We start from the raw sequence: 20,992 nt of genomic DNA, 5'->3' as shown, positions 1-20,992 counted from the left end.
TTCCCTTTCCCGGATGCCGAACGATGCGCCTCAGCCACCTGCTGTCCGCCTGCCTGCTGGTCACCCCTCTTGCGTCCGCCATGGCGGAGGAACCGCCCAGGCACCCCAGCGCCAAGGAAATCCTGGACGCCTCCCCGGCCGCCGACTGGCGCACGCTGGATCCGGCCAACACGCTGTACATGGATCTGCAGGCCGGCCGCGTGGTGATCGAACTGGCGCCCGGCTTCGCCCCGGAGCACGTGGCCAACATCCGTACGCTGGCGCGCGAGGGCTTCTGGGACGGCCTGGGCATCTATCGCTCGCAGGACAACTTCGTGGTGCAGTTCGGCGATGCCGATGCCGATGCCGAGGACGCCGCCAAGGCCAAATCGCTGGGCAGCGCGAAGACCGAGCTGCCGGCGGAATTCGCCCGCAAGGCCGACGGGCCGGCCTTCACCCGCCTGCCGGACGTCGATGGCTGGGCGCCGGAGGTCGGCTTCGTGGACGGCTTCCCCGCCGCGCGCGACCCCGCCACCGGCGAAGCCTGGCTGGCGCACTGCTACGGCGCGCTCGGCGCCGGCCGCGGCGGCCCGCCCGACAGCAGCAACGGCAGCGAGCTGTACGTGGTCACCGGCCAGTCGCCACGCCAACTGGACCGCAACATCACCCTGGTCGGCCGCGTGGTGAAGGGCATGGAACTACTGAGCGCCATCCCGCGCGGGCCGGAGCCGATGGGTTTCTACGAGAAACCGGAAGAGCGCACGCCGATCATCGCCATCCGCCTGGCCAGCGAAGTCCCGGAAAGCGAACGCACGCCGCTGCAGGTCCTGCGCACGGACTCCAGGACCTTCGCCGACGCCACCGAAGCGCGCCGCAACCGTCGCGACGATTGGTATGTGCGGCCCGCCGGCCACATCGACCTGTGCAACGTGCCGCTGCCGGTGCGCGAAGCGAAGCACTGACAGCACACGTTGTAGGAGCGACGTCAGTCGCGACCGCGGAAACAAAGAACCATTGGCCACGGATCACGCGGATCAACACGGATAGGGCTTGATGGCGGCATCCGCGTTCATCCGCGCGATCCGCGGCAGAAGCCATCCGATGCGCCACGGTCGCGACTGACGTCGCTCCTACAGCGTGGCTAGTAGGCCACTCTCATCACCGCTTGTGCGCTTCCGCGATGATGCGCTTGTTGCGTATGCGCACGCTGCCCACCATCAGCAGGCGCATGTCGTGGACGATGTAGTCCGCCAGCGCCTCGTCGCCGATGTCGTCGCCATCGATGTCCAGGCGGAAATCCTGGCCCTGCAGGCCGCCGCCGTTGCTGAAGTCGATCTCGAAATCGAACACCACGCGCTTCTGCATCGTCACCTCGAAAACTCTCCTGTAGGAGCGGCTTCAGCCGCGACCGCGGAAAAAGAAAGAACCTTTGCCACGGATCGCACGGATAAACGCGGATAAAACCTGTAAAGAAGCTTTATCGGCGTATATCCGTTTGATCCGCATTGCAATGACTGCCCGTAACCGCGGTCGCGGCTGAAGCCGCTCCTACGGCAGCCATCACGCCGCGCGCTGGCTGACCGCCACGCTGCCCAGGATCAGCACGCCAGCGGCCAGCATCGCCGGCGTGACCGGTTCGCCCAGGAACAGCCAGGCAAAGCCTGCGCCGAACAACGGCACCAGGTAGGTCACCGTGGATGCACGGGCGGCACCGACACGATGGATCAGGCGATAGAACAACAGGAAGGCATAGCCGGTGCACAGCACGCCGATGGCGATGGCGCTGGCCCATGCGCCCGCGCCGATGGCGGCGGCCGGCCAGTGCGTGGCCGCGAACGGCAATACCAGCAACGCCGCGCAACTCAAGGTGGCGGCGGCCGCCGCCGCGGGCGGGATGCCACCCAGGTGCTTGCGCACCAGGTTCACGCCGACGCCGTAGAGCAATGCCGCGGTGGAACCGGCCAGCACCGCGCCGCCCAGGCTCAATCCGCCCGCCTTGCTGGTCGCCAGCACCACCACGCCGACGAAGCCCACGAGCAAGGCCAACGAGCGGCGCAGGCCGATCTTCTGACCGAAGAACAGGAAGCCCACCAGCGCGGCGAACAGCACCGTCATCGCGTTGCAGATCGCGCCGATGGCCGCGGGCGAACGCTGCGCCGCCCACGCGAACAGCAGGAACGGGATGGCCGAATTGATCGCGCCGATGACGGCCAGCCTGGGCCACATGCCGGCGCGGAAATGCGCACGCTCGCGCCACAGGAACGGCAGCAGGATCAGCGCGCCCAGCGCGAGCCGCACTTCCACCAGCGCGAACGGACCGAACGGATTGGCGGCGATGCGCATGAACAGGAACGAGCTGCCCCAGATCGCGCCCAGCGCCAGCAGTTCCAACGGGGTGCGCCAGTCGCGCCCGGCCGCCTGCGGCAGCGCCTCCGCCATCGTGCCCGTTTCTCCCGCCATGCCACCGCTCCCGTTCGCGTCTGGGTCCATTTTCCCTGCCCTCGCCGGCTGCACAAGCGCATACAATCGTCGCAAGCCACAAATCTGGCTTGTGACTGAGCGAGCGACATGAACCTGCGCCCTGCCCTGCTGCCCGCCCTGGGCGTGTTCGCCGCCGCCGCGCGGCACCAGAATTTCGCCCACGCGGCGGAAGAATTGCACCTCACCGCCAGCGCCGTCAGCCACCACGTGCGGCGGTTGGAATCGCTGCTGGGCGTGGTGTTGTTCCAGCGCCATGCGCGCGGCGTGAAGCTCACTGCCGAAGGCCGGCAACTGGCCGACGCGGCCAACGCCGCGCTGGGCGACATCGAAGCGGTCGCCACCCACCTGCGGCATGCGGGGGGCAGGATCATGGCGCTGCGCATCACCACCCTGCACTCGCTGGCCTACTGCTGGCTGCTGCCGCGCCTGCCGCGCTTCTGCGCGCGCCATCCGCACGTCCGCCTGCACGTCGATACCGGCATCGCGCTGACGCGCTTCGACGACGACGGTCCCGAACTGGGCATCCGCCACGGTCCGGGCCACTGGCCGGGCCTGACCGCGCACCACCTGATGGACGACGAACTCTTCCCGGTCGCCTCGCCGGCCCTGCCCGGCATCGATGCCGTGCAGGAACCGCGCCAGATCGCGCAGCTGCCGCTGGTCACCGACCTGGCGTTGCAGGGCTGGCGCGACTGGTTCCGCGCCGCCGGCGTGCGCGGGCTGCGCCTGCCGCAGATGCACAGCTTCAACGACAGCACCGACGCGATGCGCGCGGCCGTCTACGGCGTGGGCGCGGCGCTGGCCCGCAAGCTGGTGGCGCAACCCTACCTGCAACGCTACGAACTGGTGCGCCTGCCCGGACCGGCGCTGAAGGCGCGCTTCTCCTACTACGCCGTGCACCCGGCGCATCGTCCGCCCAGCGCCGCCGCGCAGGTATTCATCGACTGGCTGAAGGAAGAGGCGCGCGACGAACGCACGCCGCTGCCGAACGACCTGCCGGGCCGGGCCGGGAGCGAGAACGGGAAACCGGTCGCCTCCGGCAAGCGGCGCGCATCGCGCGGGTGAAACACTCACAAACTCTATCCATGCCCACCTGCAGGTCAGCCAAGGCGCACGGTCGCGACTGACGTCGCTCCCATGTGGATTTCCTACGCCGCCCGCGCACGACTTTGGCCCAATGGCATGCTCGTACCACCCCGCCTAGCATGGCGGCGGGAGGAGGCACATGCGGATCGGACTGCTGGCGGACCTGCACGCGAACCGGGAGGCGGTGGAAGCCTGCCTGTCCGCGTTGGTGCGCGCGGACTGCACGCACTGGGTATTCCTCGGCGACCTGGTGGGCTATGGCGCCGATCCGGGCTGGGTGGTGGATATCGTGCGAACGCATGTCCGCGACGGCGCGGTCGCGGTGCTGGGCAACCACGACCAGGCCATCGCCCACCCTGGCGACCGCATGCACGAGCAGGCCCTGGCCGCCATCGATTGGACGCGCACGCAGCTGGACGCCTCGCAACAGGCCTTCCTGGCAGCCCTACCGTTGCAGGTCGAGGAAGAGGACCGCCTCTACGTGCATGCCAATGCCTGGGATCCGGCAGGCTGGAGCTACGTCGCCAGCCGGCTGGCCGCCACGCACAGCCTGTCGGCCACGACGGCCTGGCTGACCTTCTGCGGCCACGTGCACGACCCCGCCCTGTATTTCTCGCAACCGGGCGACGCGGCCTTGTTCCAGCCGCAACCCGGCGTGCCCATCCCGCTGGCGACCAGCCGCCGCTGGCTGGCGATCCCCGGCGCCTGCGGCCAACCGCGCGATGGCAATCCCGCCGCCGCGTGCGCGTGGCTGGATACCGCCAACGGCCAGCTCTGTTTCCTGCGCGTGCCCTACGACCACGAACGCGCCGCCGCGAAGATCCGCGCGGCCAGCCTGCCCGACGCCTTCGCGCAACGCCTGCTGACGGGGACATGACATGCCGGTGAAACTGCATGCGGGACTGGCGATCGACGGCTTCACCCTGGAGGAACCGCTGCACGAGGGCGGCATGGCCACGCTGTGGCGCGTCCGCCATCCCGACCATGCCCTGCCGATGCTGATGAAGCTGCCGCGCATCCAGTACGGCGAGGCGGTCAGCCAGATCGTCGGCTTCGAAGTGGAACGCATGCTGCTGCCGGTGCTGCGTGGCCCGCACGTGCCGCGCTACATCGCCACCGGCGACTACGAGGACCAACCCTACCTGGTGATGGAACACGTCTCCGGCGACACGCTGCGCCCGCTGCTGGACCGGACGCCGTTGCCCGCGGACCGCGTCGCCCATCTGGGCGCGCTGTCGGCGCTGGCACTGGAAGACCTGCACCGGCAGCACGTGGTGCACCTGGACATCAAGCCGAGCAACCTGCTGCTGCACGCCGACGCGAACGGCGAGCGCATCGTCCTGATCGACTTCGGCCTGTCGCGCCATTCGCAGCTCCCGGACCTGCTGGCCGAACAGTTCCACATCCCGATGGGCACCGCGCCCTACATCGCGCCGGAACAGGTGCTGGGCATCCGCAGCGACCCGCGCAGCGACCTGTTCGCGCTGGGCGTCACCCTGTACCACCTGGCGACGGGACAACGCCCGTTCGGCTTTCCGTCCAGCCAGCGTGGATTGAAACGGCGCTTCTACCAGGACCCCGCGCCGCCGCGCAGCCTGGTGCCCGACCTGCCGCGCTGGCTGCAGGAAATCATCCTGCGCTGCCTGGAAGTCGATGCGGACGCGCGCCATCCCACGGCCGCGCAGTTGGCGTTCGACCTGCAACATCCCGAGCAGGTGGTGCTGACCGAACGCGGCGAGCGCATGCAGCGCAGCGGCGCCCTGGCCACCACGCGGCGCTGGTGGCGCTTCGTGGGCCACGACATCGCGCAGAAGACGAACGTGGCCGATGCCGCGCGCGCACCGCTGATCATGGTCGCCGTGGATCTGAAGCACCACGATCTCGGCCTGAACGACGCGCTGCGCGACACCGTCCAGCGCATCGTGCAGACCTCGCCCGGCGCTCGGCTGGCCTGCATCACCGTGATGCGCACCGCACGCATCGGCCTGGACAGCAACCTCGATGCCGACGGCCGCAACCGCCACGTCAAACGCCTGGTCGGCCTGCGCGACTGGGCGCGCCCGCTGGAGCTGCCGCACCACCGCATCACCTTCCACGTGCTGGAATCCAGCGATGTCGCCGACGCGCTGGTCGACTACGCACGCAACAACGTCATCGATCACCTGATCATGGGCGCGCGCGGCGTCACCGGCGTGCGCCGCATTCTGGGCAGCGTGTCCGCCCGCGTGGTGGCCGAGGCCAACTGCACCACCACCGTGGTGCGCAGCCGCGCGGACGGGGCGGCGGAGGCTACGGCACCGCCTTGAGCGCGTTCACCACCGCCGGCTTCAACGCGCGGATGTTGGCGTCGGCGGACTGGTCCGCTTCCAGGTAGACGCTCATCAGGAACGCCATCAGGTCATGCCGGCGCGCCAGCCAGGCGCTGTCGGCATAGGCGCTCTTCGCTTCGCCCAGGCGCGGCGGCAAGGCGGAGAACCACACCGTCCATTCCACCTCGGTCAGCAAGCCGCGCCTGGCCGCATGGATCACCGGCCGCGCCAGCCGGCCCGGCTCCCCGAACACATAGGCGTGCGCGCTTTCCGGCACCGCCTGGCTGGCGACGGCGGCCAGCATCGCATCCGCCTGCTTGCGCTCCACCTGCTCGTTGAGCGTGAGTTGCAGCAGCCAGTCGGCGCCATGGGCCACGCCGTGCCGCCATCCCTCCGTATCGTCGTAGCCGCGGTAATCGCGCACGGCGGACAGATAGGCCGATGCGCGCTTCACCATATCATTCCGCTCGCGCGCCGACATCCACGGCTCGATGCGGTCGGTGCGCGCGATCTCCGACAGCACCAGTGCGGCGAACGGCGTGCGGAATCCATCGGCATCGGGTTCTTCCAGCATCGCGTAGAGCCGGTCGCGCATCGCGCGCCGTTGTCCGGCATTCAGCTGGTCGGCGCGCAACCAGGCGGAGAGGCCTTCGTAGGCAACGCCGTCGCGCAATGCCGGATCCGGGTTGTCCAGGCAATCCAGCAGCTCCGTCGCCAGGGTGGCGCGAGTGTCGTCCGGCACCGCGAATTTCTGTTCCCGCAGCAATTGCAGCGAACTGGCATCGGTACCTTCCGGCGGACAGGCCGCGTGGGCCATCGGCACCAGCCCACACAGGCAACACAGCCACCATGACGCGATACGCATGCTCGTTTCCTCAGGTTTTGCGTCGCCGCAGGCGGCGCCACAGGGAGAACAGGATGGCCAGCGCCACCAGCACCGGGATCAGGAACGCCACCGCGCGGATCGTCCACGCCGTGCCGGTCGCCAGCGTGGCGAAGAAATCGCGCACCGCCTGGCGGATCTCGCCTCGCCCGCTCTGACCACCCGGCGGCTGGAAGCGCAAGGTCAGCTTCTGCGTCTGGATGCGGCGCTGGTGCTGGGCGGCTTCCTGCTCGGCCAGTTGCAGTTTGGCTTCCACCTGCGACAGCTGTTGCGACAACGCGATCATGTCGGCCACGGACAGGTCGCGGCGTTGCTGGAATTCCAGCAGGCGCGCCTGTTCCTTCTGCAACCGCGTGCGGGCCAGCGTGTTGTCGCGCACCGCCTCGGCCAGGTCCTCGGCGTGGGTGCTGCGGTCGCCGACCTCGCCGCCAGCACTGGCCGACGCGATCATCGGCTCCACGCCCGCCGGCACGATCCGCACCGTCAGCACGCCGCGCGGGTGATCTCCGCCCTGCTGACTGACGTGCAGCACCACGCAGTCGCCGAACGCCTTGCGCTGGCAACTCGCCTGCGCGGCCTTCAGCGCGGCCGGAATCCGCTCCCCGGCCAGCGCCACCTCCACGTCGTGCTCATAGGCCAGGAACTCGCCCTGCGGCGCATTCAGGACCAGGGACGCGCTGGGCAGCCTGGCCGATTCCTGCTTGGCGCATGCCGCCAGCGCGAAGACCGCCAACAGCACCAGCGGCGACGCACGGATACGCTTGCAACCCGTCACAGGCTGGCCCCGTCGAAGGCATTGACCTTCAGGGCGGCCAGATCCACACCGGGCAGGCAGCGCACGTTGACCGCGACCATCTGCGCGCCGGTGGCCGGATGCGCCGCTTCGCCGAACACGGCGATGCCGCAGTCGGCGCAGAAGCGATGCTGGATGTGGTGCTTGTTGAAGGTATAGGTGGACAGGTGGGCCTCGGGCGTCTTCAGCACCAGCGCCTCGCGCGGGCCGAACCACAGCAGGCCGCCGCGCCGCCGGCACAGCGAGCAGTTGCAGTCGGTGACCTCGTTGATCTCGCCCTCCACCTCGAATGCGATCCTGCCGCAATGGCAGCTACCTTCGTGCTTCATGCCCTTCCTCCCGTCGTGAAGGGGCAAGGGTAATCCAAATGGCAGGTGCCACGATGTGCGCGAATCTCTATGCTTGTGGCTCCGTCCATGCCGCAACGCACCAGGAGTCCCGATGCGCCATACCCTGCTCGCCGCCGCCCTGATCGCCGCCCTGGCCGCCTGCCAGAAGTCCGAGGCGCCGACCGTTCCCGCCAACGCGGGCGCCGCGGCCACGGCCGCCGACACCGCGCAGGCCGATGCCGCCTTCGCCGACCTGTCCCGGCGCGCCCTGGAGGGCTGGCTGCGGCTGTCGCCGGTCAGCGCCACCCAGATCGGCGAGCACAAATACGACGGCGAACTGGACGACCTGAGCGCCGCCGGCCGGCAGCAGGGCCTGGACTTCGGCAAGCGGATATTGGCCGAACTGGATGCCCTGGACGTGGCCGCGCTGTCGCGCGAAAACCAGGTGGACGCCGCGATCCTGCGCAACCAGTTGCAGTACGACCTCTGGACCAGCGAATCGCTGCAAAGCTGGGCCTGGGACCCGCAGGTCTACAGCGGCCTGGCCGGCAGCGCGCTGTACGGGCTGATGGCGCGCGAATTCGCCCCGCTGCCCGAGCGCCTGAAGTCCGCCACCGCGCGCATGCAGAAGCTGCCCGCGCTGCTGGCGCAGGCGCGCGAGAATCTCGATCCGGCGCGCGTACCCAAGGTACATGCCGAAACCGTGGCCAAGCAGAACGCGGGCATCCTCAGCATCGTCGACGGCTTCATCGCACCGCACCTGACGGAACTGGCGGACGCCGACCGCCAGCAGGCGGAAGCAGCCATCGAAACACTGAAGCAGGCCGTGGCCGAACACCAGGCGTGGCTGGACAAGACGCTGGTGCCCAACGCCAGGGGCGACTTCCGCGTGGGCGCGGAGATCTACGACCAGAAGTTGCAGTTCGCGCTGCTGTCTTCGCTGTCCCGGGCCGACATCAAGCAGCGCGCCGAAGGCGAGCTCAAGCGCGTGCGCGAGGAGATGTACGGCATCGCGCGCACCGTGCTGAAGGACAAGCCAAACGCCCCCGCGATGCCCGACACACCCACCGCCGATGAACAGCAGAAGGCCATCGAAGCGGCGCTGGAACTGGCCTACGCCGAGCGCCCCGCGCGCGACAAAGTGGTCGCCGATGCCGAAGCCGCACTGGCCCAGGCCACCGAATTCGTCCGCAACAAGGACCTGGTGACGCTGGCCGACGCGCCGGTGGACATCATCCTGATGCCGGAATTCCAGCGCGGCGTGGCGGTGGCGTACTGCGATTCGCCCGGCCCGCTCGACAAGGGCCTGAAGACGTTCTACGCGGTGTCGCCGATCCCGGACGACTGGAACCAGCAGCAGGTCGATTCGTTCCTGCGCGAATACAACAGCCGCATGATCCACCTGCTGAGCATCCACGAGGGCACGCCGGGCCACTACCTGGAAGGCTGGCACTCGGCCAAGTTCCCGTCCACACTGCGCGCGGTGCTGCGCTCGGGCATGTTCGCCGAAGGCTGGGCCGTCTACACCGAACGGATGATGGCCGACGCCGGCTACCTGGACAACGATCCGCTGTTCCGCCTGGTGCAGCTGAAGTTCTACCTGCGCAGCATCGGCAACGCGATCCTCGACCAGGGCGTGCACGTGGACGGCTGGACGCGCGAGCAGGCGATGGACCTGATGGTGCGCCAGACCTTCCAGCAGGAACGCGAAGCGGCCGGCAAGTGGACGCGCGCGCAACTGACCTCGGCGCAACTGCCCACGTACTTCGTCGGTGCGCAGGAGCACTTCGACCTGCGCAAGGCGGTGGAAGCGCGCCAGGGCGCGCAGTTCGACCTGAAGGCCTACCACGACCAGGTGCTGTCCTACGGTGCGCCGCCGGTGCGCTTCGTGCGCCAGCTGATACTGGACGAACCGATCCGGTAAGGCTCGGGCCGGCGGCCGCTCGCGCCTATCCCTTGTAGGAGCGGGCCATGCCCGCGATGCTTTTCATGCGGCCACGGAAAGGCATCGCGCCCATGGGGCGCTCCTACAAGGGCGCTGTGTTCACTCCAGCTTCGCGTTCGCGACAACCACGCCATTGCCGTCGGCATAGATCCAGTCGCCGGGCGCGATCGGCACGCCGGCGAACCGCACTTCGACCTCCACCTCGCCCAGCCCGCGTTTCTCGGTTTTCATCGGATGCGCGGCCAGCGCCTGCACGCCCAGCGGCAACTGCGCCAGCGCTTCGACATCGCGCACGCAGCCGAAGATCAGGAAACCGGCCCAACCGTTCTTCACCGCGTTGGCCGCGATCTGGTCGCCCAGCAGCGCGCGCCGCAGCGAGCCGCCGCCATCGACCACCATCACCCGGCCTTCGCCGGGCGTGCCGGCGAGTTCTCGAACGCGCGAGTTGTCCTCGAAGCAACGCACGGTGGCCGCCCGCCCGCAAAAAGCGGTACGACCGCCGTAGTGGCGGAACACCGGTTCGGGCACGCGCACATCCGGGAACCGGTCGCAGAGGTCGGGCGTGGTCCAGGACATGGCGGATTCCGGGAAGGACGGTGACACGATGGTAACGCGCATGTCCGCGGGCCGGGCTATCCTGCCGCGGCAGTCTTCCCCTCGATGATCCCCGCATGGACGACCTGTTCGCCGCACCTCCGCCTTCCGCGCCCCATGGCATCCGCGTGGGCATCGGAGGCTGGACTTTCGCGCCCTGGCGCAACAATTTCTATCCCGCCGGCCTGCCGCAGCGGCGCGAACTGGAATTCGCCAGCCGCCGGCTGACCGCCATCGAGATCAACGGCACCTACTACGGCACGCAGAAGCCCGCCACCTACGCGAAGTGGCGCGACGAAGCGCCGGATGGCTTCGTGTTCTCGGCCAAGGCGCCCAAGCGCATCATGCAGTCGCGTTCGCTGGCCTCGGCGCGGGCGCAGGTCGAGGATTTCGTCGGTGGCATCGGCGAACTGGGCGCAAAACTGGGACCGCTGGTCTGGCAGTTCGAGAAGGGCCGCCGCGTCGAAGCCGGCGAACTGGACGAGCTCCTCGGCCTGCTGCCGCGTGCGCTCAACGGCCGCCCTCTGCGCCATGCGCTGGAAATCCGCGACCCGGCGGCGGTCGGCGACGAACTGATCGGACTGGCGCGGAAACACCGGGTCGCCACCGTGTTCACCGACTCCCCCGAACACCCTTCCTTCGCCGACCTGACCGCGGATTTCGCCTATGCGCGGCTGATGCGCTCCCAGCCCATCGAGACCGGTTACCCGCCGGCCGAACTGATGCAGTGGGCCACGCGCGCGCAGGCCTGGGCCCGCGGGGAGGACATCGCCGAATTGCCGCATGCGGCCGGTCCGGCGCCCGCGCTGCCGCGACGCGATGTGTTCGTGTTCTTCATCAGCAGCACCAAGGAACGCAATCCGGCCGCGGCGATGGCGCTGATCCGCTTGCTGCCGTGACGAAGCGCCCGCAGGAACGCCCTCGGGCGCGACGCTTTCTGCGTCGATAACGCAGTGCCGCTTCAACAGCATATGCAGTGCCACGCCAACGCCGGCCGCATCAGAAACAGTGGTACGAAAACGATAGTCGCGACGCGGATCGCGACTCACGTCGCGGCTGCCGCCTGCCGACGCGCCAGCAGACGGTCCAGCGCCACCAGCGCCAGGCCCACGACCAGGAACAGCAGCAACAGGCAGAAAGCGTTGACCAGCACCTGCTGCCAACCGAGCTGCGCCACGTCGATGAACGGATAGGGATATTCGCCCAGCCATTCCCCCCGCAGGAATATCCACGCCACGTAGACGGCCGGGAACAGCAGCCAGCCCGCTACCTGGCGCCACGCCAGCGCGCCGCGCGGCGCCAGCCACAGCCACCACGCCAGGTAAAGCGCGGGAACGGCATAGTGCAGGCCCGCGTCCGACCACCACATCGCGCCTTCCGGGTTCCAGGTATGGCGCAGGATGACGGCATAGACGAGGCCGGTGATGCCGATGTAGAGCGCGACGGCGGCGCGCACCGATGGGCGCGTGAAGAATCCCGTGCGCGCGAACACCACATGCAGCGCGACCAGCGATACCGCCAGGTTGCTCAGGATGGTGAAGTAACTGAAGAACCGCACGGTACCCAGCATGGGACCGATGTTATCGCGGGTCAGCAGCAGGATCAGCGCGTACTGCAGGGCGAGCGACGCCAGCGCGACCCCACCGGTCGCGGCGACGCCCAGGCGGCTGGCGGGAGAGAAAAGGGATCCGGCGGGCATGGCGGGTTCCTGGCGTCTGCCCACAGCATGCCATGACGGGAGGGACGAACGTCGGTGCAGCCGCGTCCGCTATTTCCGACGCGTCCTGGCGGCGGGCTTGCGCACCGCAGTGCGCAGCGCGGCCGCGTGGGCCAGCCTGGCCCATGGCAGCATTTCCGTCGCGGATTCCATCGCCTCGGCCGGCACGGACCAGTAACTCATCGCAACGGTCCGCTGGCGGGAGACGTAGACGAATGGCTCGCCCCCTGCTGCTGCGAATATCGGCTGCGTCTGCGCATCGGTCTTCAGGTATACCTCGCCGTCGACCACGATGCCGATGATGATGCCGTCGTGGTACAGCCCGTGTCCGCCGAACATCGCCCGCAACGCCACCGGCCCCAGCAGCGCAAACAGGTCCGCGAGAAAGGTGCGTTCCGCATCGTCCATCGGCATCTCCCGGCATCGCCAGCCCATACGGCTTCCCGCACAATAGCGGGATGCCCATGCTTCCCACCACCAAAGCCCAGCTACAGATCCATTTCTGCGTCCTGCTCTGGGGTTTCACGCCCATCCTGGGGAAACTGATCAGCCTGACCGCCCTGCCGCTGGTGTGGTGGCGCATGCTGCTGGTGGTGGCCGCGCTGGCGCTGGTGCCGCGTGTCTGGCGCGGACTGCGCGCGATGCCGGCGAAGCTGGTGCTGGCGTACTGCGGCATCGGCGTGGTGGTCGCCCTGCACTGGCTGACCTTCTATGGCGCCATCAAGCTGTCCAACGCCTCGGTGGCGGTCACCTGCATCGCCTTGGCGCCGGCCTTCACCTCGGTCATCGAACCCTGGCTCACGCGCCGCCCTTTTTCCGTGCGCGAACTGCTGTTCGGCCTGGCCGTGTTGCCCGGCGTGGCGCTGGTGGTCGGCGGCATCCCCGACGGCATGCGCCTGGGCGTGGTGGTCGGCGCGATCTCGGCGCTGCTGGTGGCGATCTTCGGCCCGTTGAACAAGCGCCTGATCGAGCATGGCGAACCGCTCACCATCACCGGGCTGGAACTGGGCGCGGGCACGCTGCTGCTGACCTTGCTTGCACCGCTGATGCCGGCGATCTTCCCCTCGTTCGCCGGCGACCTGTTCGTCCTGCCCAGCCTGAAAGACGGCATGCTGCTGCTGGTGCTGTCGCTGCTGTGCACGCTGCTGCCGTTCGCGCTGTCGCTGGTGGCGCTGCGCCATCTCAGCGCCTACGGCGTGCAGCTGGTCACCAACCTGGAACCGATCTACGCCATCCTGCTGGCCATCGTGCTGCTGGGCGAACAGCGCGAACTGACGCCACTGTTCTACCTGGGCGTGGCGATCATCCTGGCGGCGGTGTTCCTGCATCCGCTGCTGGGCGACAGGAAATCCCGGCAGGAAGAAATCCACCACCCGGAAGTGCTGGGCACGTCCGAAGCGAAGGGCCTGGTGGACTGAACCGCGAGCGGCCGCGCTTTTCAAGCGCGTCGAGGGGACGCCCGACCCGGGAGCGCCCCTCTCGCACGGTTCAACGGGCGACCAGCACCGGCACGGGACTGGTCGCGATGACCTTCAGCGCCACCGAGCCGACCAGCAGTTGCTTCAATGCGCCACGGCCATGCGTGCCCATCGCCACCAGGTCGGCTTTCTCGGCCTTGGCCTGCTTGACGATGGAGTCGGCCGGCTCGCCCACCACCACCTTCTCCACGAACGGCAGCTTGGCGCGCTTCAAGGCGGCGCGCGCCTTCTTCAGCGCGTAGGCGCCGTTCTCGGCGTGGTAGCTCTGCACGCCATCGTTGCCCAGTTCCAGCGCCACCGAGCGCAGCAGCGGCGGGTCGGCATACAGCAATGTCACCGTGGGCGGTTCGGCCAGCGCCTTGGCCAGTTCCACCACCTGGTGCACGGCGGTCAAACCGATCTGGCTCCCATCCACGGCCAACAGGATCTTCATGGGCTTTCTCCGGTGCCTGGCGAAGTCCCGATGCTCCGCCCTGGCCTTGAGGATGCCCGAGCCAGGGGCGGGCGGCATTGATTTTGATCAAACGGCCCGATCAGCGGTAACCGTCTTGCGAGGCTTGGTCATGGGGCCATGTCCGCGCGCAAGGCGTGCGTCGCTCACCACACCTGCTGTTGCGGCAGCAGGCCCTGCAGTTCCTGGTCGGTCAGGTTGCGCCAGCGTCCCGGCTTCAGGTCGCCCAGCTTGATGTTGTCGATGCGCACGCGGCGCAACTGGGTCACGCGGTAGTCGAAGGCCGCCGCCATCAGGCGGATCTGCCGGTTCAGGCCCTGCGTCAGCGTGATGCGGAAACCGAACTTGGCGATGCGGCTGGCGCGGCACGGCAGCGTCGTCTGCCCGTGCACGCGCACGCCGCGCGCCATGCCACGCAGGAACTCGTCGGTGACCGGCTTGTTGACGGCGACCAGGTATTCCTTCTCGTGGCGGTTCTCCGCGCGCAGGATCTGGTTGACGATGTCGCCGTTGCTGGTCAGCAGGATCAGTCCCTCCGAATCCTTGTCGAGCCGGCCGATCGGGAAGATGCGCTGCTCGTGGCCGACGAATTCGACGATGTTGCCCTTCACCGACGATTCGGTGGTGCAGGTGATGCCGACCGGCTTGTTCAGCACGATGTAGACATGCTTGCGCTTGCCGGCCCTGGCCGCACGCGCCTTCAGCGGCTGTCCGTCCACGCGCACTTCGTCGCCCTCGCCCACCACCGCGCCGACGCCCGCGGCGATGCCGTTCACGGTGACGCGACGTTCGGCGATCAACCGGTCCGCTTCGCGGCGGGAACAGAAGCCGGTCTCGGCGATGTGTTTGTTCAGGCGCTGGGTCATCCTGGCATTATCGGCGATCGCCGGCGCGGGTGCAGCGGGAAAGTCTTCGCGGAACTTCCCCTGTGGGAGCGACGTCAGTCGCGACGTGGATATTTCCGGTCGCGACTGATGTCGCTCCCACAATCCAAGCCGAAGCCGCGGCTTGGCTCAACCGGCGGCTTTCTTCGCCTTGCGCGATTCGCGCTTCAGCGGACCGCCCACCGGGCATATCTCGAAAGCGAACTGGCTGAGGGTGTTGACCAGAACGCGGTCATCCAGCGGCAGGATCCGACGGTCCGGCATGGCGCGGACCCCGCGTGAGTCACTCGCCGCTGGAGCGCGGCGGGCCCTTGCGGTGCGGTTTGCCGGCATGCGGCTTGAAACCCGGCTTGCCGCCACCCGGTTTGCCGGTGCCGGGCTTGCCGAAACGGCGGGGCGGCGCGTCGCCCGCCTCTTCGCCGGCCTTGTGGATGCGCAATTGTTGGCCGGACACCCAGACCTTCTTCAGGTGGGTCAGCACTTCGCGCGGCATGCCTTCGGGCAGATCCAGCACGGTGTAGTCGTCGTGGATGTCGATGCGGCCGATGTAGCGGCTTTCCAGCCCGGCCTCGTTGGCGATGGCGCCGACGATGTTGGCCGGCTTCACGCCGTGGGCGTGGCCCACTTCGATGCGGTAGCTCTCCATGCCCACTTCCGGCGCGCCGCGCGGCGGCTTGTCGGCGCGCGGTCGGTCGAAGTCGGGGCGTTCGATGCGCGGGCGCTCGGGCTTGTCGAAGCGCGCGCTTCTCGTGGGAGGGGCTTCAGCCCCGACGTTCCCACTGCGCCCGTATTTGCCGGTCGGGGCCGAAGCCCCTCCCACAGGGCGCTCGCGCGGTGCGCGGTCCTGCGACAGCAGCAGCGGGGTATCGCCCTGCACCAGTTGCGCCAGCGCCGCGGCGATATCCACCGCCGGCACGTTCTGTTCGCGCTCGTAGCGTTCGATCAGCGCGCGGAACTCGCCCGCCTTGCCGGCCGCCAGCGTGTCGGTGATGCGCGACAGGAACCTCTCCACCCGGCGGTCGTTCACCGCTTCCACGCTGGGCAGCTGCATTTCCTCGATCGGCTGGCGGGTGGCGCGCTCGATCGCGCGCAGCATGCCCTTCTCGCGCGGGGTGACGAACAGGATCGCCTCGCCGCTGCGTCCGGCGCGGCCGGTGCGGCCGATGCGATGCACATAGCTTTCGGTGTCGTACGGGATGTCGTAGTTCAGCACATGGCTGACGCGCTCCACGTCCAGCCCGCGCGCGGCCACGTCGGTGGCCACCAGGATGTCCAGCTTGCCGTCCTTGAGCTGCTGGATGGTCTTCTCGCGCGCGGCCTGCTGCATGTCGCCGTTGATGGCGGCGGCGGCCAGGCCACGCGCCTGCAGCTTGTCGGCCAGTTCCTCGGTCGCCGCCTTGGTGCGGGCGAACACGATCATGCCGTCGAAGGGCTCCACTTCCAGGATGCGGGTCAACGCATCCAGCTTGTGCATGCCGCTGACCCACCAGTAACGCTGGCGGATGTTGGCCGAGGTGGTGGTCTTGGAGGCGATGTTCACCTCGACCGGGTCTTTCAGGTAGGTCTGCGCGATGCGGCGGATCGCCGGCGGCATGGTCGCGGAGAACAACGCCACCTGACGCGTTTCCGGGGTCTTCTTCAGCACCGTCTCGACGTCGTCGATGAAGCCCATGCGCAGCATCTCATCGGCTTCGTCCAGTACCAGGGTGGTCAGGCCGGACAGGTCCAGCGAACCGCGCTCCAGGTGGTCGATGACGCGGCCGGGCGTGCCCACCACCACGTGCACGCCGCGCTTCAGCGCGTGCAGCTGCGGGTGGTAGCTCTGGCCGCCGTAGATGGGCAGCACGTGGAAGCCGGGGATCTTGCCGGCGTACTTCTGGAACGCCTCGGCCACCTGGATGGCCAGCTCGCGCGTGGGCGCCAGCACCAGCGCCTGCGGCTTGCCGGCCTGCATGTCGATGTTGGCCAGCACCGGCAGCGCGAACGCGGCGGTCTTGCCGGTGCCGGTCTGGGCGGTGCCCAGCACGTCGCGGCCGGCCAGCATGGCCGGAATGGTGGCCGCCTGGATCGGCGACGGGGTCTCGTAACCCACCTCGGCGATCGCGGCCATGACCGTGGCGGGCAGGTTCAGGTCGGCGAACAGCAGGGGGGAGGCGGGGGATTCGGTGGACATGCGGCTACTCCGGAGGCGTCGCGGAGTCGCACGCCAGCCGCATATTGTGCGCCTTCGGGCCCTGCCCTGTCGCCCCGGACGGGTCCGCGGGCCATCGGGTTAGCCTGCCGAGGGCCGCCACCGGCGGCCCGGAGCCGGCCGAAACTGTCAGTCGGCGCTGCGGCGCATCCGGCGGCCGAAGCCCACCATGCGGCGCGTCTGTTCGTCCCACAGCTTCAGGCGGGCGCATTTCAGGCTGCTCCACAGGGTCAGCCGCGGCGCCATGCGCAGCAACTCGCTGGACTCGAACGCCTCGCGCAGCCGGTAGTTGGGGATCCGCGAGGCCAGGTGGTGGATGTGGTGGTAGCCGATGTTGCCGGTGAACCAGTGCAGCACCTGCGGCAGGTCCAGGAAGGAACTGCCCACCATGGCGGCCTGCCCGGCATCCCAGTCTTCGCGGCGCGACCAGTAGGCCTCCTCGAAGGTGTGCTGCACGTAGAACAGCCACACGCCCACCGCGCCGGCGATCAGCACGATGGGCAGGTGCACCAGCAGCACCGTGTGCCAGCCGATCACGAAGCCCAGCCCCAGCACGGTCAAAGCCAGCGCCAGGTTGTTGGTCATCACGCTGGCCCACTCCTTCTTCCAGCTGAAAGGCAGGTCGAACGGGAAGCGGTGCTTGATGACGAACTGGTACAGCGGCCCCACGCCCAGCAGCACCGGCGTGCTGCGGTACAGGCGGTAGCCCAGGCGCCTGATCCACGGCAGCGCTTCGTACTCGGCCACGGTCAGGGTTTCGATGTCGCCCATCTCGCGGCGGTCCAGGTTGCCGGAAGTGCCATGGTGGATGGCGTGGGTCTTCTTCCAGTAGCCGTAGGGGAACAGGGTGATCACGCCCAGGCAGCCGCCGACGATGTCGTTGGCGCGGCGGCTGGCGAAGAACGAACCATGGCCGCAGTCGTGCTGGATGATGAAAAGCCGCACGTACAGCCCGGCCGCCGGAACCGCCATCAGCAGCGTCCAGCCGTAGCCCCAGCCATCGACCACGCTCCAGGCCATCAGCGCCCACAGCACCAGCAACGGCGGCAATGTGTTGAGCAGTTGCCATACGGCGCGGCCGATCTTCGGCTTGGCGAAGGGCGCGCACAGGGTGCGCAGCTGCGCGGCGGGGTTGGACAACGTGGCGGCAGCGCTCAAGGGATTCTCCAAGGGTCGGCCTGATTGTCCGCTCAATACGTGCCGTCCGCTAGCGTACGGCGCCAGTCCTTCATGTGGCGTGCACGAATCCGTGACGGCTGTGATTTTTCCGCCCTCCCCGCGAATCACCCTCCAGACCCGCACAATCGGCAAAGGCAATGGGGATGGCATCGACCACCGCACAGATGGACACCCGCACCGACGAAGCGACCGCCCAACGGTTCCAGGCCTTGCTGCTGCAGCATCGCGGCATCGTGGTGAAGGTGGCGGGCACCTACGCCTGGCACCCCGACGACCGCGACGACCTGGCGCAGGAGATCGCCGCGCAACTCTGGCGATCGTTCCCCGGCTACGACCCCGCGCGCCCGTTCGCTACATGGATGTACCGCATCGCCCTGAACGTGGCCATTTCCCATGTCCGCCAGCGGACACGCGGGCCGCAACAGGCCGAATCCTGGGACGACGCGCGCCACGACACCGCCGATCCGCGCGCGCACGACCACGAGGCGCAACAGCAGGTCGACCTGCTGTACCGCTTCATCCGCCAGCAGCCGGCGCTGGACCGCGCCCTGCTGCTGCTCTACCTGGAAGACCACAGCTACCGGGACATCGCCGATGTCCTGGGCATCAGCGAAACCAACGTGGCGACCAAGATCGGCCGCCTCAAGCAACGCATCCGCGACGAACTCTGAACGCACACGCGAGGAAAACAATCATGGAACCGGACGATCTGAAAGCGGCCTGGCGAGCGCTGGGGCAACGACTCGAACGCCAGGAAGAGATCCAGTGGCAACTCCTGCGCGACCGCAAGCTGGACAAGGTGCGCAGCAGCCTGCGCCCGCTGTTCTGGGGCCAGGCCCTGCAGGCCGTCCTGGGCCTGTGCATCCTGCTGCTGGGCGTCGCCTGCTGGACGCGCAACACCGACGTGCCCGGGCTGTTCGCCACCGGCATCCTGCTGCACGCCTTCGGCGTTGTGACCATCGTGATGGCCAGCATCACCATGAGCCTGATCGCCAGCGTCGACTATGCCGCGCCGGTGATGAAGATCCAGAAGAAGTTCGCCCTGCTGCGGCGCTTCTACGCCATCAACGCCAACGTCTGCGGACTTCCCTGGTGGATCATGTGGGTGCTGGTGGTGGTGGGCTTCGCCGGACTGGGCGAAGTGGATCCCTCGGCCGGCACGCCCGTCTGGATCAGCGCCAGCCTCGCGATCGGCGTGGTCGGGTGGCTGGCCACGATGGCGGCGATGTATTGGCAACACCGCCGCCGCGCCGTCCAGGGCCGGCAAGAGAGCTTGGACGAAAGCCAGAGCATCCGCCGCGGCCGCCGGCTGCTCGACGAAGTCGCGCGCTTCGAACGGGAGTGAACCCGGCCTGCCTTACACTGCCCGCATGCGACGCATCGATTTCGAACTGGACCGCGACCACGTGGAACTCAACCAACTGCTCAAGCTGGTGGGCATCGCGGACAGTGGCGGACAGGGCAAGGCCATCGTCGCCAGCGGCGCGGTCACCGTCGATGGCATGGTGGAATTGCGCAAAACCGCCAAGATCCGCGCCGGCCACGTGGTGCGGATCGACGATGTCGAGATACGCGTCGCCGCCGCGGCCTGACGGTCACGGCGCGGCGCTGGCTTCCTCGGTGCGGTCGAACTCGGAAAATGGACTGTCGGCCGGGCACTTGCCGTCGGGGAACTGGTAGCGCTCGCGCAGCGCCAGTCCGCACGCCTGCATCGCATCCAGGTCGGCGTTCGGCGCCTTGCAGTCGATGTCGAAACGCCGCATGAAGGCATCGCGCCGCTGCACGAAATCCTCGCCGCAGCGACGCATCAACTGCAGCCGGTCCAGGTCGTCCTGCGCGGCGTTGGTGCCGTCCAGGCCGTATTCCTGCAGTTCGTTCTTGCTCAGCAGGCGCAGGCGGCGGTTGGGCACGGTCATCATCAGGTCGGCCACGGCGACGGCCACGCCGTTGCGCTCCAGGTAGTCCTTCACCCGCGTGTAGACGCCACGCAGTTCCTGGTTCAACTCGCTGCGCGTGGTGGCGGTGGAACTCATGCGGATGATGCGGTGCACGCCCACCCTGCCGGAAATCATGCGGTTGTCGCCCGCGCCCAGCACGAACACGCATGCGCTGTGGCAGACCGAGTCCTCGCGCACCCAGATGGTCCAGCGGGTGGCGCCGATGGCGTCGCCGGCCTTGATGGCGTCCTCGACCTGGCCGCCAGCGGAGTCGATGTCCAGGATGCGTTTCTCGATGCCCATGCGCGCGGCGATGTCGGACACGCGCACGACCAGGTCGGTGAAGTCCGAGGCGATCTTGCCTTCGTAGCGGAGCCGCAGCACGCCGCCCTTCTGGCACGGCGACAACGCATCCACCACGCTGAAGAAGGCCAGCGATTCCAGCGGCTCGCCGTCGCCCTGCTCGGTGTTGTAGTCGGCCTGGCAACTGATCCTCGCCGTGCCGGAGCTGACCTTGGCCAGCGGCCAGTCGGTCGGCAGGCCGCTGTCGGGCGCGGTCGGGGCCATCGGCTCGGTCGAGATCGCGCCACTGGTCGGATCCTCGGCCGGGGGCTTGCCCGGGTCCGATCCGGCGGGCGGCTCGGACCCGGGCGCCTGCGCCTGCGCATCGGGGGCGCTGTCGCCCGGCGGCGACGAGGGCTGGCAGGCGCTCAACGCCAGGATGGCGGCCAACGGCCAGAGGGCTCGCGATGTGGG

General features: G+C 68.5%; 23 protein-coding genes and 1 pseudogene. 10 read left to right on the top strand and 14 right to left on the bottom strand.

Features of this window, described 5'->3' with window-relative positions:
• The first annotated feature begins 23 nt into the window (after positions 1-23).
• Positions 24-941 carry a peptidylprolyl isomerase gene (locus tag AAD027_RS12420; RefSeq protein ID WP_425605453.1) on the top strand — a complete coding sequence of 306 codons (918 nt, stop codon included), beginning with the start codon at positions 24-26 and terminating at the stop codon, positions 939-941.
• A gap of 196 nt (positions 942-1,137) precedes the next feature.
• Here the strand turns inward: AAD027_RS12420 and AAD027_RS12415 are convergent, their stop codons facing one another.
• Positions 1,138-1,350 carry a cyclase gene (locus AAD027_RS12415; RefSeq protein ID WP_341726329.1) on the bottom strand — a complete coding sequence of 71 codons (213 nt, stop codon included), beginning with the start codon at positions 1,348-1,350 and terminating at the stop codon, positions 1,138-1,140.
• Between the two features lie 189 nt (positions 1,351-1,539).
• Complete coding sequence (locus AAD027_RS12410) at positions 1,540-2,418, bottom strand: DMT family transporter (protein ID WP_341726481.1); 879 nt, start codon at positions 2,416-2,418, stop codon at positions 1,540-1,542.
• Between the two features lie 129 nt (positions 2,419-2,547).
• Between AAD027_RS12410 and AAD027_RS12405 the strand changes: the two genes are divergently transcribed.
• From AAD027_RS12405 to AAD027_RS12395, 3 genes are all read left to right on the top strand, one after another.
• Entirely contained in the window at positions 2,548-3,525 is a 978-nt protein-coding gene (locus AAD027_RS12405; protein WP_341726328.1) for a LysR substrate-binding domain-containing protein, read from the top strand.
• 160 nt (positions 3,526-3,685) lie between these two features.
• Positions 3,686-4,423 (top strand): metallophosphoesterase family protein, encoded by a 738-nt coding sequence (locus tag AAD027_RS12400; protein WP_341726327.1) that lies wholly within the window; start codon positions 3,686-3,688, stop codon positions 4,421-4,423.
• A 1-nt stretch (position 4,424) separates the two neighbouring features.
• Positions 4,425-5,852 (top strand): serine/threonine protein kinase, encoded by a 1,428-nt coding sequence (locus tag AAD027_RS12395; protein WP_341726326.1) that lies wholly within the window; start codon positions 4,425-4,427, stop codon positions 5,850-5,852.
• Here AAD027_RS12395 and AAD027_RS12390 read toward each other — a convergent pair.
• The 3 genes from AAD027_RS12390 to AAD027_RS12380 are packed head-to-tail and all read right to left on the bottom strand — an operon-like array spanning position 5,836 to position 7,860.
• Positions 5,836-6,720: a DUF2785 domain-containing protein gene (locus AAD027_RS12390; protein ID WP_341726325.1), complete on the bottom strand. Its 885-nt coding sequence runs from the start codon at positions 6,718-6,720 to the stop codon at positions 5,836-5,838. The two genes, AAD027_RS12395 and AAD027_RS12390, sit on opposite strands and share 17 nt — an antisense overlap.
• Before the next feature lie 10 nt (positions 6,721-6,730).
• Positions 6,731-7,513 carry a DUF4349 domain-containing protein gene (locus AAD027_RS12385; RefSeq protein WP_341726324.1) on the bottom strand — a complete coding sequence of 261 codons (783 nt, stop codon included), beginning with the start codon at positions 7,511-7,513 and terminating at the stop codon, positions 6,731-6,733.
• Complete coding sequence (locus tag AAD027_RS12380) at positions 7,510-7,860, bottom strand: GFA family protein (RefSeq protein WP_341726323.1); 351 nt, start codon at positions 7,858-7,860, stop codon at positions 7,510-7,512. Before AAD027_RS12380 ends, AAD027_RS12385 begins: the two co-directional genes overlap by 4 nt.
• Positions 7,861-7,972: 112 nt before the next feature.
• On the opposite strand from AAD027_RS12380, the gene AAD027_RS12375 reads away from it, so the two are divergent.
• Positions 7,973-9,784, top strand: a complete 1,812-nt coding sequence (locus AAD027_RS12375) for a DUF885 domain-containing protein (protein ID WP_341726322.1) — start codon at positions 7,973-7,975, stop codon at positions 9,782-9,784.
• Between the two features lie 120 nt (positions 9,785-9,904).
• Here AAD027_RS12375 and rraA read toward each other — a convergent pair whose 3' ends face one another.
• Positions 9,905-10,381, bottom strand: a complete 477-nt coding sequence (rraA, locus tag AAD027_RS12370) for a ribonuclease E activity regulator RraA (protein WP_341726321.1) — start codon at positions 10,379-10,381, stop codon at positions 9,905-9,907.
• A 95-nt stretch (positions 10,382-10,476) separates the two neighbouring features.
• Here rraA and AAD027_RS12365 point away from each other — a divergent pair, with 95 nt between their 5' ends.
• Positions 10,477-11,298, top strand: a complete 822-nt coding sequence (locus tag AAD027_RS12365) for a DUF72 domain-containing protein (RefSeq protein WP_341726320.1) — start codon at positions 10,477-10,479, stop codon at positions 11,296-11,298.
• 146 nt (positions 11,299-11,444) lie between these two features.
• Here the strand turns inward: AAD027_RS12365 and AAD027_RS12360 are convergent, their stop codons facing one another.
• Entirely contained in the window at positions 11,445-12,098 is a 654-nt protein-coding gene (locus AAD027_RS12360) for a Pr6Pr family membrane protein (RefSeq protein ID WP_341726319.1), read from the bottom strand.
• A 69-nt stretch (positions 12,099-12,167) separates the two neighbouring features.
• A complete protein-coding gene (locus tag AAD027_RS12355) occupies positions 12,168-12,524 on the bottom strand; it encodes a TfoX/Sxy family protein (protein ID WP_341726318.1) in 357 nt (118 codons plus the stop codon).
• Between the two features lie 50 nt (positions 12,525-12,574).
• Between AAD027_RS12355 and AAD027_RS12350 the strand changes: the two genes are divergently transcribed.
• Positions 12,575-13,534: a DMT family transporter gene (locus tag AAD027_RS12350; protein ID WP_341726317.1), complete on the top strand. Its 960-nt coding sequence runs from the start codon at positions 12,575-12,577 to the stop codon at positions 13,532-13,534.
• A gap of 70 nt (positions 13,535-13,604) precedes the next feature.
• On the opposite strand, the gene AAD027_RS12345 is transcribed toward AAD027_RS12350, so the two are convergent.
• The 5 genes and pseudogenes from AAD027_RS12345 to AAD027_RS12325 all read right to left on the bottom strand — a co-directional run bounded on the left by AAD027_RS12345 (position 13,605) and on the right by AAD027_RS12325 (position 18,278).
• Positions 13,605-14,027, bottom strand: coding sequence for a universal stress protein (locus tag AAD027_RS12345; RefSeq protein ID WP_341726316.1), 423 nt, complete (start codon positions 14,025-14,027; stop codon positions 13,605-13,607).
• A 164-nt stretch (positions 14,028-14,191) separates the two neighbouring features.
• The gene (locus tag AAD027_RS12340) at positions 14,192-14,911 is read right to left on the bottom strand and encodes a pseudouridine synthase (protein WP_341726315.1); all 720 of its coding nucleotides are present in this window, start codon (positions 14,909-14,911) and stop codon (positions 14,192-14,194) included.
• A 147-nt stretch (positions 14,912-15,058) separates the two neighbouring features.
• Positions 15,059-15,154 (bottom strand): annotated as a pseudogene (locus AAD027_RS12335) (ArsR family transcriptional regulator); the annotation flags it as partial.
• A gap of 58 nt (positions 15,155-15,212) precedes the next feature.
• On the bottom strand, positions 15,213-17,102 hold the full coding sequence (locus tag AAD027_RS12330; RefSeq protein WP_341726314.1) for a DEAD/DEAH box helicase: 1,890 nt from the start codon (positions 17,100-17,102) through the stop codon (positions 15,213-15,215).
• Positions 17,103-17,249: 147 nt separating this feature from the next.
• Positions 17,250-18,278 carry a fatty acid desaturase gene (locus AAD027_RS12325; RefSeq protein WP_341726313.1) on the bottom strand — a complete coding sequence of 343 codons (1,029 nt, stop codon included), beginning with the start codon at positions 18,276-18,278 and terminating at the stop codon, positions 17,250-17,252.
• A gap of 164 nt (positions 18,279-18,442) precedes the next feature.
• Here AAD027_RS12325 and AAD027_RS12320 point away from each other — a divergent pair, with 164 nt between their 5' ends.
• Genes AAD027_RS12320 through AAD027_RS12310 form a run of 3 tightly spaced genes read left to right on the top strand, consistent with a single transcriptional unit; the run spans position 18,443 to position 19,891 of the window.
• A complete protein-coding gene (locus AAD027_RS12320; RefSeq protein ID WP_425605452.1) occupies positions 18,443-18,970 on the top strand; it encodes an RNA polymerase sigma factor in 528 nt (175 codons plus the stop codon).
• A gap of 23 nt (positions 18,971-18,993) precedes the next feature.
• Positions 18,994-19,644 carry a hypothetical protein gene (locus tag AAD027_RS12315; protein ID WP_341726312.1) on the top strand — a complete coding sequence of 217 codons (651 nt, stop codon included), beginning with the start codon at positions 18,994-18,996 and terminating at the stop codon, positions 19,642-19,644.
• Positions 19,645-19,669: 25 nt separating this feature from the next.
• Positions 19,670-19,891, top strand: coding sequence for an RNA-binding S4 domain-containing protein (locus AAD027_RS12310; protein ID WP_341726311.1), 222 nt, complete (start codon positions 19,670-19,672; stop codon positions 19,889-19,891).
• A 3-nt stretch (positions 19,892-19,894) separates the two neighbouring features.
• Here the strand turns inward: AAD027_RS12310 and AAD027_RS12305 are convergent, their stop codons facing one another.
• Positions 19,895-20,968, bottom strand: coding sequence for a hypothetical protein (locus AAD027_RS12305; RefSeq protein ID WP_341726310.1), 1,074 nt, complete (start codon positions 20,966-20,968; stop codon positions 19,895-19,897).
• Positions 20,969-20,992: the final 24 nt, after the last annotated feature.

The sequence above is a fragment of the Pseudoxanthomonas putridarboris genome, from assembly GCF_038321125.1.
GTDB lineage: Bacteria > Pseudomonadota > Gammaproteobacteria > Xanthomonadales > Xanthomonadaceae > Pseudoxanthomonas_A > Pseudoxanthomonas_A putridarboris.
Note: the sequence above shows the minus strand (reverse complement) of the source record. Positions and strands in the feature narration are given on the sequence as shown.